Origin of the sequence: Caballeronia sp. RCC_10 (assembly GCF_041360715.1) — a bacterium.
GTDB classification, from domain to species: domain Bacteria; phylum Pseudomonadota; class Gammaproteobacteria; order Burkholderiales; family Burkholderiaceae; genus Caballeronia; species Caballeronia grimmiae.
In genome coordinates this window covers 145,611-157,918 of record NZ_JBFUPT010000010.1, presented here as the reverse complement: position 1 = coordinate 157,918, position 12,308 = coordinate 145,611, and the positions used below count along the sequence as shown (strand labels likewise).

Sequence of the window (12,308 nt, the reverse complement as noted above, 5' to 3'; positions counted from 1 at the left end):
CTTACCCCCGCTGACGCTTGCGCGCCTGAGCCTTGATCTCGCCTTGCAGCCAGTCGCGAAACAGCGCGACTTGCGGCGCGTCCTGCTGACCGGTGCGCGTAACGAACCAGTACGACTGATGTCCGTCCACTTCGACATCGAGCAAAGGCACGAGCGCGCGGCGCTGCAACTCCGGCCCGATCATGTGCCGGTCCGCGATGGTCACGCCAAGGCCATCGACTGCGGCGCGGATCGCATGATCGAGCAGATCGAACTCATGGCCGCCGTTGAGATCGACATCGTCGATTTGCGCGGCGTTGAGCCAGTGCTGACAGGTGAGATAGCGCTGGTCGCTGCTGGCGAGCACGTGCAACAGCGTGAAGGCGTTGAGGTCGATGTCGCCGCTCGACTGCGGCCGCTCGCCCAGCAGTCTGGGCGAACAGACGGCGATATGCCGCTCGTGCATCAGCAACTGAATGTCGAGGCCGTCCCACTCGCCGTTGCCGAAGCGGATCGCGCAATCGAGCGCGCCCGATTCGACGAGGTTGTCGCGCAGGCTCGTCGTCAGTGTGATCTGCAGTTCAGGCGCGGCTTCGCGCAGCGATTGCAGGCGCGGCATGAGCCAGCGGCTGGTGAAGGTCGGCGGCGCATTGATGCGCAGCCGCCTGAGATGGCTTTTCTCCTGGATGCTGCGCGCGGTCAGCTCGATCCCGTCGAAGGACATCTTGAGCGCCTGCAAGAGCAGCCGCCCCGTAGGAGTCAGTTCGAGATGATGATGCCGGCGCAACAGGAGCGTTTCGCCGAGTTGCGTTTCCAGTTGGCGAACCTGCCGGCTCACCGCGCTTTGCGTCACGTGCAGCACGGCGGCCGCACGCGTGAAGCTTCCGGTATGGCCGGCAACTTCGAACGCCCTGAGCGCGTTCAGGGCGGGCATTTTTCGCTTCAATCGTGTCTCCTGTCGGCCGAAGCGGGCGCCTCACAGCGCCGCTCTGGTCAATCTGCTGTGCGAGCGGTTTAACACGCTCGTCGCGGCTCTTGCGGCCGCATCGCGCAGCATTTTACGGATCGAGGCAAATTATGCCGGTCGCGTCCTCCGGACCATGCACACCGGCATCACGCTGCCGCCAGTTCGGCGGCTTGCGTCGCCGTCGCCTGCGCATCCTCGAGAATCATATCCGCGCCCTTCTCCGCCACCATCATCGTCGGCGCGTTAAGGTTGCCCGACGTGATGTTCGGAAAGATCGATGCATCGACGATCCGCAAGCCCGCCACGCCATGCACGCGCAACCGCTCGTCGACGACGGCGGTGCGTGCGTCCGGTCCCATCGCACACGATCCGCACAAGTGGTAGATCGACCCGGACTGGTCGCGGAAGTACGCGAGCAGCGCTTCATCGCTCGTCACATCCGGTCCCGGCGATATCTCCTCGGCCGTGATCCGGCGCAGCGCATCCGTATGCATGATGCGGCGAATCAGCTTGCTGCCCTGCACCGCTTCGCGCAGATCCTTCTCGGTGGTGAGCGCGTTGATGCGAATCTTCGCTGCATCTTCCGCGCGGTTCGACGCGATCTCGATCGACCCGCGGCTCGTCGGCCGGCACGGGTTGAAGCACAGCAGGAAGCCCGAGTACGGTTCCGGCTCGAGTTGCGCCTTGCTGCTCTTCGGAATGCGATACGACAGCGGGTTGAAATACAGTTGCAGATTCGGCTCGCTCTCGCGGGCATCGCCCTTGAAGAAGCCGCCTGCCTGATTCACGCTCATCGACAGCGGCCCGGTGCGCTTCAACAGATATTGCAGGCCCACCTTCACTTTGCCGACGAGCGAGCGCAATTCGTCGTTGAGCGTCTTCACCGTCGCGCGATAGTAGAAGCTCACGCACAGATGATCCTGCAGGTTCTTGCCGACAGCGGGCAGTTCATGCACGAGCGGAATGCCGTGTTGCGCGAGAAGCGCGGCATCGCCGAGGCCGGAGAGTTGCATGAGCTTCGGCGAATCGACGGCACCCGCCGACAGAATCACTTCGCGCGACGCCCCGAAACCGAGCGACTCGCCGCCACGCGAGGCGAGCACGCCGACCGCGCGCTTGTTCGCGTCGAACAGCACGCGATGCACCGTGACGTTGCGCTCGATGCGCAGATTCTTGCGCCCGAGCGCCGGATGCAGGTACTCGAAGCTGCTCGACGATCGCTGTCCGTTGCGCGCGTTGACATCGTAGACGCCCGCGCCTTCGAAGTCCGGGCCGTTGAAATCGTCGGTGCGCGGATAGCCCGCCTGCTGCGCGCCTTCCAGGAAACGCTCGCAAATCGGATGCGCCGAGCCCTTCATCGGCGAGATGCTGATCTTGCCCTGCGCGCCGTGATACTCCGTGTCGCCGAGCGGATGCGATTCGAGCCGGCGGAAATACGGCAGCACGTCGCGAAAGCCCCAGCCGCAATTGCCCGCACGCGCCCAGTCATCGAAATCGTGCGGCTGGCCGCGCACGTAGATCATTGCGTTGATCGAGCCGGAACCGCCCTGCACCTTGCCGCGCGGACAATACAGCGAGCGGCCGTTGAGCTGCTCTTCGGGCTCGCTGTAGTACATCCAGTTGTACTCGGGGTTGTAGTAGGTCTTCGTGAAGCCCACCGGAACCTTGAACCAGAACGATGCATCCTCGCCGCCCGCTTCGAGCAGCAGCACCGAATGCTGTCCGGACTCCGACAGCCTGTCCGCGAGAATGCAGCCCGCCGAGCCCGCGCCCACGATGATGTAGTCGAATTCCATGTCTTGTTGACGATTCATGTTGGATTGCGTGAGCGTTTAGTCTTTAGCCGTCAGCCCTTGGCGGGCGCGAGGTCTTTCACGTCGAAGGGTTTCGACGCCATCTGCAGATGCAGCCGATCGCCCGTATAAGGCGTATGCGCGCGCACCACGTCCATGTTCAGTTCGACGCCCAAGCCCGGCTCGCGCGACGGAATGATGTAGCCGTCTTCCCAGCGAATCGGCGTCCTCAGCACTTCGGCGTGGAAGCCATCCCATGTGCCGATGCTTTCCTGAATCAGGAAGTTAGGCGAGCATGCGGCGATCTGCACGCTGGCCGCCGCGCCGACCGGGCCGTTGTAGAGATGCGGTGCGATCTGCGCGTAATGGACTTCGGCAAGGCTCGCGATCTTCTTCGCTTCGAGCAGGCCGCCCACACGCCCTACGTTGAATTGCAGAATCGACGCGGCGCGCGCTTCGAGCAGCTTGTGAAACTCGTACTTGGTCGTGAGGCGTTCGCCCGCTGCAATCGGAATGCTCGTCTTCGCGGCGACTTGCGCCATCGCGGATTCTTGTCCCGGCGGCACCGGCTCTTCGAACCACAGCGGATCGAACTTGGCGAGACGCTCGGCAAGACGGATCGCGGATGACGGCACCATCTGCCCATGCGTGCCGAACAGCAGGTCGGCCTTGCTGCCCACGGCGTCGCGCACCTTGCGGCAGAAGGTTTCGCAGCGATCCATCACGTCGAGCGAAATCTGGTGTCCCGAATACGCGGTGTACGGGCCAGCGGGATCGAATTTCACGGCCGTGAAGCCGAGCGCGACATTCTGCGCGGCGCATTCGGCCGCGAGATCGGGATCGTCGTAGTCGTACTCGCCGCGGCTGTTTTTCGGATAGAGATACGTATAGGACCGCAGCCGTTCATGCACGCGGCCGCCGAGCAGTTCGTAGACCGGCTTGCCCGCCGCCTTGCCGATGATGTCCCAGCACGCCATTTCGAGGCCGCTGACGACGCCCATCATCGTGAGGTCGGGACGCTGCGTGAAGCCGCTCGAATACGCCTCGCGATAGAAACGCTCGACGTGATGCGGATCGTGGCCGAGGAGATAGCGATCGAAGACATCGTCGATGATGTGCGTCATCGCCTTCGGATGAAACGTCGCCGAGTAAATCTCGCCGACGCCTTCGATGCCGCAATCCGTGCGCAGCTTCACGAAGATCCAGTACATGCCGCCGATGTGCGGCGGCGGAACCGCGACGATATACGTCTCAATTGCGGCGATTTTCATTGTTGCGCTCCCTGGCGATTGATCCTGTGTTTGAAGACGAGTCCCGCGACGCCGCCCAGCGCGGCCATGCACGCGACATAGCCGAAATACATCTGGTAGCCGAGCACGCCCGGATAGTTCTGCGTCAGATAGCCGTTCACGAGCGGCAGAAACGTATCGGGCATATAGCCGAGCACGGAGACGAGGCCGATGGCGAGGCCCATCGTCTGCGCGGGGACCTTGCATTGATCGAGCAGCGACCAGTAGAGGCCGCGAATCGCGTACGTCATCACGCCGATGAAGAGGACCAGCACGGCGACCAGCGCGTGACTGGCGATGGCGGGCGCCGCGATCAGCACGAGCAGCGCCGCCGACGCGCAGAAAAGCGCGGTGACGAGCACCGAGACCTTGGAGAAACGATCGCCCAGAAAGCCGCCGCCGACGCCGCCGATCGGGCGCATCCAGAGCTTGAGCGTCGTGATCGCGCCCGCCGTCACCACCGACAAGCCGATCTCCTTCTCGTGCAGATAAGCCGAGAAGCTATACGTCGCCCAGAACACCTGATAGCCGCAGAACACGATGGCCGCGAGCAGCAGCAACTCGCGGTTCTTGAACAACACGGCGAGATCGTGAAACACGTTGCCGTCCTTGCGCGCTGCTTGCGCCGATGCGCCCGCTTGCGGATCGCGCACCAGACCGAGCACCACGCCGAGCGCGATGCACAGGAACGCGTACAGGTAGACAACGAGCTTGAAGCCGGCCGCATTCGATTCGCCGTGCGTCGACGTCACCCACGCAAACAATCCGATCGCGATCGTCGCGAGCATCGCTTCGATGAGGCCGCGGCCGCCATCGAGGAAGCCGAAGAAGCGGCCCTGCTCGTCGGCGGAAGCGATCATCGACACGCGCTTGATGATCGCCGCCCAGAACGTGAGGCCGGTAGTGAGGCCCCATCCGCCGAAGATGACGACGAGCGATGCGAACGAGGGCGCCGTCGAATACCACACGCCGAGCGCGCCGGTTGCAATCAGCGAGAACGAAATGAGCATCCGCGGCGCGATGCGATCTGCGAGCCATCCGCTCGGCAGATAGCACACCAGAAAGATGATGCCGAGCGCGGAATAGAGATAGCCGAGTTGCGCTTCGCTGATATGGAAGACTTCGAGCATCGTCGGCTGATAGACCTGCCGAAGATAGAGAATCGGATAGATTGCGCCTGCGGCGATCACGAGCAACGCGAGCTGCAGATAGCGGCTCGCGTTGGAAGATTCACGCGGCGCGGCGGCCACGCTTTGGCTGGTTCGTGCTGGGTTGAAAGACAAGGCAGTGCTCCTGGACAGGCCGTTGGCACGGGCAGCAGCGCCGCCCGTGCAGACCTTCACATGTTCTTTTGATGATGGATGGAAACGTCAGTACTTCATGACGACGAGGCGGGTTTGCGTGAATTCGAGCATGCCGTGCTTGCCGTCATCGCCGCCGATGCCAGAGCGCTTCCAGCCCGCGTGGAAGCCTTGATAGGGATCGGCCGGAGTGCGGTTGATATACAGCTCGCCGGCTTCGATGCCGTTGGCGACCTTCATCGCCGTGCGATAGTTTTCCGTGTAAAGCACGGACGACAGGCCGAATTGATGATCGTTGGCCATCGCGAGGGCTTCGTCCAGCGTGCGGTACGAGAGCACCGCGAGCACCGGGCCGAAGGTCTCTTCCTGCACGATCTCCATGTCCTGGCGGCAGTTCGAAAGCAGCGTCGGCGGATAGAAGAAGCCGCGTCGCGCGGGCACTTCACCGCCCGTTTCCAGCGTTGCGCCGGCTTCGATGGCGCGGCGGACCATCGCATGGATGCCGTCGCGCGATGCCGCGTTCACGAGCGGACCCATGAAGGCGGCGTCGTCGGCGCGGTCGCCGATCTGCTTCGCGAGCATCTGTTGCTTCAGCAGGCCGACGAATTCATCGTGGATGCGCTCGTGCACGTAGACGCGCTCGATGGCCGTGCAAAGCTGCCCGCTATGCGTGAGTTTCGAGGCGACCAGCTCGCGCGCCGCCTTCTGCAAGTCCGCATCCGGCTCGATGATCGCGGGCGTCTTGCCGCCCAGCTCCAGCGACGGCTTCGCAATGTTCGCCTTGCAGTACTCGAGCACCTTGCGCCCCGCCGACACGCTGCCCGTCAGCGTGATCATGCCGACCGACGGATGCGTGCAGACGGCTCCGGCCGCCCCGTGATCCATCGCCAGGATGTTGACGACGCCCGCCGGCAACGCGGCGCGTTCGACGGCGCGCGCCAGTTCGAACGCCGACAGCGGCGTGTTGTTGCTCGGACGCACGACGACGGTGTTGCCCGCGATCAACGCGGGCGCGACCTTGCGCATCAGCGTGTAGATCGGGAAATTGAACGGAATCAGACACGCGACGACACCGATCGGCTCGCGATGCAGCACCAGGTTCTCATCTGGCGTGTCGCTCGGAATGACTTCGCCTTCGATGCGGCGCGCCCATTCCGCGTGATAGCGCGTGATCTCGGCGGCATAAACCGCTTCGTTGGTGGCATCCGGCACGCTCTTGCCGGATTCCATCGCGAGCGCCGCGCCGATGCGGCCCGACGCCTCGACGATCGCATCCGCCAGGCGGCGCATGTGCGCTGCGCGTTCAGCGGCGGTCGTCGCGCGCCAACCCTTTTGCGCGGCGGCAGCAGACGCGACGGCGGCAAGCGCCTCGTCGCGCGAGGCGTGATGCACGTGCCCCGCCACTTCGCCGGTGGCCGGATTGAGGACAGCGGCGATATCGCCGCCGGCGGGCTCGATAAAACGTCCGTTCACGAAATTGCGTTCTGGCTTCATGCGTCTCGGTTCTTCCTTGTCGGTTGACGGGCCGGCTTGCGGCGTTTTGTCCACTTGGCGGCGGGCCATTCTTTCGCGCCTCGCGCTGCAACGACAAGCGAAGTTTTCGCTGGCAAAGCATTCGAAAAACTCACGCTTGGCCTGCGACCAAATCCTTTGAAGAACACGCACCGCTGAAGCACAATGCGTCGCTCGGCGTGCGCCGATCGATCAACTTTCTTTAGAAGCTAGCTTTCCTAAATAAGTAGAAGAGTTCGAGACACTCATGAGAATCAAAACCTTATTGCTCGCGGCGCTTGGCTGCGTATCCTCCACCGTCTTCGCGCAAAGCAGCGTCACGCTATACGGCGTGCTCGACGAGGGCATCGACTACACGAGCAATGTCGCGTCGAAAGACGTGTACGAACTGACGAGCGGCTATGCGTCGGGCAGCCGCTGGGGCATGCGCGGCGTCGAAGATCTGGGCGGCGGCGCTCAGGCCGTGTTCCAGCTCGAAAGCGGCGTGAATCTCAGCAACGGCGCGGCCGGACAGGGCGGACGCATGTTCGGCCGGCAAGCCTATGTCGGCGTGCAGAGCGCGCAGCTTGGCGCGGTCACGCTCGGACGCCAGTACGATTCCGTCGTCGACTATCTCGCACCGATGACGGCCAACGGCAACTTCGCCGGTTATCTGTTCGCGCATCCGTTCGACAACGACAACACGGACAACTCGTTCCGCGTCAACAACACGGTCAAGTACGCGAGCCCTTCTTTCGGCGGCCTCAGGTTCGGCGGCACGTATAGCTTCAGCAACGCGTCGAGCTTTGCAAATAACAGGCAATACAGCGTGGGGGCATCGTATGCGAACGGCGGCCTTGCAATGGGCGCGGCGTATCTGCATGCGAACGATCCCGGCCGGACCGATAACGGCGCAATCGCGGCCGACGACGCGAGCTTCGTCGCGACGCGCATGCAGGTGTTCGGCGCGGGCATCAGCTACACGTTCGGCGCGGCCACGGCGGGATTCGCGTACACGAACGCGAGTTATCGCGACCCCGTGACGAACGGCTATATCGGCGGATCGCTCGCCGCCGACGGCAATACGCTGCGAAATTTGCGCTATCAAAACTTCGAAGTGAACAGCAAGTACCAGTTCAGCCCCGCGCTGTTCGTCGGCGCGCAGTACGTCTACTCGATGGAAACCTACGATTCCACCGCCGGCAAGGTGAAGCCGAAGATTCACTCGGCGGGCGTGATGGCCGACTATCTGTTGTCGAAGCGCACGGACGTGTATGTGCAGGGCGTGTATCAGAAGATCGCGGGATCGTCGACGGACTCGGTGCTCGATCATGCGTACATTCCGGGCGCGCAAGGCGTGTCGTCGAATTCCGAGCAGTTCGTCGCGCGCGTGGCGTTGAGGCACGCGTTCTGACGTAGTCCGCCGTGACGCCAAAGGCCGCTCCGTATTCCTACGAAGCGGCCTTTTTGCTTCCCGCGCCGGAATAGCGATTGCTGCCGTTCACGCAACGGCGTCGTCTTGCTGGCGACGCTGCAACGAACCGGAGAATCGCATGGCACAACCACCCGCACTCTTTACACCGGCGCGCGTTCGCGGCCTGGAACTGGCGAACCGCATCGTCATTGCGCCGATGTGTCAGTACTCCGCCGACGACGGCTGCATGACCGAGTGGCATCTGATTCATCTCGGGCAGCTGGCCATGTCGGGCGCGGCGCTGCTCACGATCGAAGCGACGGCCGTTCTGCCGGAAGGCCGCATCACCTGGGCGGACGTCGGCTTATGGAACGACGAAACGGAAGCCGCCATCGACCGGACGCTCAAGGGCATTCGCCGCTGGTCAGACATGCCGATCGCGATTCAGCTGAGTCACGCGGGGCGCAAGGCCTCGACGGAAGTGCCGTGGGAAGGCGGAGCGCAGCTTCCGCCAGATGATCCGCACGGCTGGCAGACCGAAGCGCCGTCGTCCGTGCCGTTCGAAGCCAGCGAAACACCGCCCGTCGAACTCGATCGCGCGGGGCTTGAACGCATCCGCGATGCGTTCGCCGCGTCCACTGCGCGCGCCGCCCGGCTCGGCATCGACCTGATTCAGATTCACGCGGCGCATGGCTACCTGCTGCATCAGTTTTTATCGCCGCTTTCGAACCGGCGCGACGACGAATACGGCGGCTCGCTCGAGAACCGCATGCGTTTTCCGCTCGAAATATTCGATGCCGTGCGCGCCGCGTTCCCCGACGACCGCCCGGTGACGATTCGCGTATCCGGCACGGATTGGGTCGATGGCGGATGGGACATCGAGCAGACGATTGCATTCGCGCGGGCGCTGGACGCGCGCGGCTGCGATGCGATCCACGTGTCGAGCGGCGGACTCGATCCCGCTCAGCAGATTCCTGTCGGCCCGAGCTATCAGGTGCCGCTTGCGCGGGCGGTCAAGGCGGCGGTGAAGATGCCCGTCGTGGCGGTCGGGCTGATAACGGGCATCGAGCAGGCGGAGGGGATCATCGGCACGGGCGACGCCGACATGATCGCGCTGGCCCGCACCGCGCTCTACGACCCGCGTTGGCCGTGGCACGCGGCGGCGGAACTCGGCGCGCACGTGCGGGCGCCGAAGCAGTATCTGCGCTCGCAGCCTCACAAGTATCGGGATTTGTTCGACGAGGACTGACGCGCGGCACGCGCCGGCGCTGCGGCGTGCTATCTTCAAAGCGTCGCGCGTGGAAGTTCGAAGCTGTCGCCATCATGAGTCAAGTCCGCTATCCGCTCGGCCCCGACGATCGGGTGCATCTCCTGTGCTGGCTCACATGCGGCTTTCTCGGCGCGTATTACCTCGAAGGCGCGTGGCCCGATCCGTCGTTTCAGGTGCGGGCGGCGCATCGCTGGCTGGAGCGGCACCAACGCGCCGCCGACTGGATCGAGACCGCAAAACTATCGGTGAAGGCGCAGGCGCTCGCATCGCGCTTTCGTCCGATGCTTGATACCGACGCCGGCCGCGGCGCCATCGAGCAGATGATTGAGGCGGACGAACTCGACTACGACAGCGCCGTGGTGCAGCGCATCTTCAGCGCATGTGTGATCGAGTTGACGCAGCGGGGGCGGCCTTCGCGATAGATTAATCAGTCATCCCTAATTTTTAGGCTCACTCGCGTGCGTTATCGGCGATGGTGAAGGTCGCGCCTTCGCTGCGAACGATTTTCACCGCATGCTTGCCGGACGCCTCTCGCGAGACCTTCACGCTGAACGACCCTGCCCCGACCTGAACGTTCTCGACGGTGACGTCGCCCCAGTCGGGCGGCAAGCCCAAGGGGTTGATCGTCACGTGCGACGTGCGTCCATCGACGACGATGCCCAGCGCCGATTGAATCAGCGAGAAAGGAATGCCGGCTGTCCAGGCCTGAATCAGATTCGCCGACTTGTATTCGACCGGTGCAACACCGGCCTCGCGGTCGTATCCGCAAAACAGTTCGGGAAGGCGATAGTTGAACGCTTTTGCGGTCTCGAGCGTCGCGGAAAGAATGCTCTCGACGGCTCCCCCAGACCTCACGCTGCTTGCGCTCCACGCAGCGATCGCCATTTCGTGCGGCCAGCAAGGACCGCGATGGTACAAGTCGGGCTTATAACGCGCTTCGCCCTCCGCTAGCGTGCGAATGCCCCATCCGGAGAACAGCGGCGCGCTGAGCGCATCAGCCAGGATCGACGCCGCGCGATGCGCGGGAACGACCTCGCACCACGGCAGATGGACCATGTTCGAAGCGCGTACGCGGCATGGGTTCTTGTCGCCGTCCAGCGCCAGCGCGTAGTAACCCTTGTCTTCCTGCCAGAACGACGCGTCGAAACGCGCGAGAATCACTTCCGCTGCGGAACCGCAGAACTCGGCACGTTTCTGAAAGCCCAGTGCGGTTGCCATCTCGCATCCGGCGCGCCAGGCCGAATATGCGTAGCCCTGTACCTCGCACAAAGCGATGGGCCCGCGAGGGAACGTACCGTCTTCGTGCATGATGGCGTCCCACGAATCCTTCCAGCCCTGATTCGCGAGACCCTGGCCCGGATCCGCTGCGTATTCGATGAAGCCGTCGCCATCCTGATCGCCGTAGTCGCTCATCCACTGCAATGCGAGATCGACCTGAGGCCACAGGCTGCGCAGCAGAGCATCATCGCCGGAGCGTACCCAATAGGCATGAACGCAGATGACGAAAAGTATCGTCGTGTCCACGCTGCCGTAATAGCAGTAAAACGGATTGAGCCTCGCTCTCGATGTCTCGCCCAGACGTCTTTCATGCATGGTCTTGCCGGGCCACGCCTGCCGGAAGGTGTCTATCTCCGTGGCCTGATACTTCGCATGATGGAGCAAGACGCCCTTCATGATTTGCGGGCTGAACTGCAGTGTCTGCAACCCGGTGATGAGGCCGTCACGTCCAAAGGGCACCGCAAACCAGGGCAATCCGGCGACAGGATAAGGGCCAGTGTCCAGCGTCACGGTCATGATCGACAGATCGGCTTCGGCCCGCGTGAGCCAACTGTTCACGTCTGCATTCGTGGAGCGGACGTTGCAGCCGCCAGCGAACGCCGCAAGCCTGCTGTGTTTGAGAACATCCCAGGCCTTCGCCCACGATTCCACGTCCACGGTCGCTGCCTGTGCTCCAGCCTGAAAGACCAGTTTCCACGTTTCGCCAGATTGCACGCTTCTGGCAAAGCGCATCGTTCCGGCTTGCGAGCCGACCGGATGCTCCGATGCTTCGATTGCGCTGCCTAAGCGCCGCCCGTCCAGGGTGTCGTACTCCACGCTCTGTCCGGAAGTTTCGAGCTTCGCGGGATGGAGCGTGCCTCGCGGGCCTTTCGGCGGGAACCTGACGTAGAAGGTATCGAAGAAGTCGGCTGCGAAATCGACATCTATGGATATGTCTTCGATTCCGCTTCCGCTATTCGTCGTCTCCATGCTGATCCACAGATCCGATTCTCCGAACGTATAAGTGACGGTCAAACCAATATGGTCGTGAGCCGCCGAGCAATACGTGAAAGCGAAATACGACAGCGTCGAATCGGTGCTGGAGCTTTGCAGCCTGCACGCCGCGCCATTGAGCCGGAAGCGAAACAGTGACACGATCCGCATGTCGTCGACATAGAATCCCGTTTCGCCGTTCTTTGCACTGTCGATGTCGCCATCGTTTGAAATGACGACGAGCGCCGACGCACCCGCCCGACTGATGAACGATGTCGAGACGGCGCGTTGCGGATCTGGCTGATCATCGCCCGCATTGCTTAGCTTTCCGAATATATCCCACGCGGGAAGCGCGGGCTCGCCAGCCGAATCGGGGCTCAGGCGCGGAATGCCGACGGTGTCATCGAGATCGGGAGTGCGTAAGCCCGCGGTTCTTGCGGGCGGCGAGCCTGCGCCGCGCCTGGAGATGGCCCACCGCGATGGAGGCGACCATCGATGAAGATTGCGGGAACGCCAGCGCGTTCGCAAAACGGGTATCTGGAACTTCGCCACTG

General features: G+C 63.1%; 9 protein-coding genes. 3 read left to right on the top strand and 6 right to left on the bottom strand.

All coding sequences use genetic code 11. The features are described 5' to 3' along the window. Position 1: 1 nt before the first annotated feature. The 5 genes from AB6804_RS19015 to aldA form a co-directional block, all read right to left on the bottom strand. Complete coding sequence (locus tag AB6804_RS19015; protein WP_370887752.1) at positions 2–913, bottom strand: LysR substrate-binding domain-containing protein; 912 nt, start codon at positions 911–913, stop codon at positions 2–4. Positions 914–1,092: 179 nt separating this feature from the next. Continuing rightward, complete coding sequence (locus AB6804_RS19010) at positions 1,093–2,742, bottom strand: GMC family oxidoreductase (protein WP_370887821.1); 1,650 nt, start codon at positions 2,740–2,742, stop codon at positions 1,093–1,095. Between the two features lie 50 nt (positions 2,743–2,792). Next, the gene (locus AB6804_RS19005) at positions 2,793–4,010 is read right to left on the bottom strand and encodes a mandelate racemase/muconate lactonizing enzyme family protein (protein WP_370887751.1); all 1,218 of its coding nucleotides are present in this window, start codon (positions 4,008–4,010) and stop codon (positions 2,793–2,795) included. Further along, a complete protein-coding gene (locus AB6804_RS19000; protein ID WP_370887750.1) occupies positions 4,007–5,311 on the bottom strand; it encodes a nitrate/nitrite transporter in 1,305 nt (434 codons plus the stop codon). Before AB6804_RS19000 ends, AB6804_RS19005 begins: the two co-directional genes overlap by 4 nt. Before the next feature lie 87 nt (positions 5,312–5,398). After that, complete coding sequence (gene aldA / locus AB6804_RS18995; protein WP_370887749.1) at positions 5,399–6,823, bottom strand: aldehyde dehydrogenase; 1,425 nt, start codon at positions 6,821–6,823, stop codon at positions 5,399–5,401. A gap of 265 nt (positions 6,824–7,088) precedes the next feature. On the opposite strand from aldA, the gene AB6804_RS18990 reads away from it, so the two are divergent. The 3 genes from AB6804_RS18990 to AB6804_RS18980 all read left to right on the top strand — a co-directional run bounded on the left by AB6804_RS18990 (position 7,089) and on the right by AB6804_RS18980 (position 9,926). Next, positions 7,089–8,234 (top strand): porin, encoded by a 1,146-nt coding sequence (locus AB6804_RS18990; RefSeq protein ID WP_370887748.1) that lies wholly within the window; start codon positions 7,089–7,091, stop codon positions 8,232–8,234. A gap of 139 nt (positions 8,235–8,373) precedes the next feature. Next, positions 8,374–9,483, top strand: coding sequence for an NADH:flavin oxidoreductase/NADH oxidase (locus AB6804_RS18985; RefSeq protein ID WP_370887747.1), 1,110 nt, complete (start codon positions 8,374–8,376; stop codon positions 9,481–9,483). A gap of 74 nt (positions 9,484–9,557) precedes the next feature. Beyond that, complete coding sequence (locus tag AB6804_RS18980) at positions 9,558–9,926, top strand: hypothetical protein (protein WP_370887746.1); 369 nt, start codon at positions 9,558–9,560, stop codon at positions 9,924–9,926. A gap of 28 nt (positions 9,927–9,954) precedes the next feature. On the opposite strand, the gene AB6804_RS18975 is transcribed toward AB6804_RS18980, so the two are convergent. Further along, on the bottom strand, positions 9,955–12,306 hold the full coding sequence (locus AB6804_RS18975) for a glycogen debranching N-terminal domain-containing protein (RefSeq protein ID WP_370887745.1): 2,352 nt from the start codon (positions 12,304–12,306) through the stop codon (positions 9,955–9,957). Positions 12,307–12,308 lie beyond the last annotated feature (2 nt).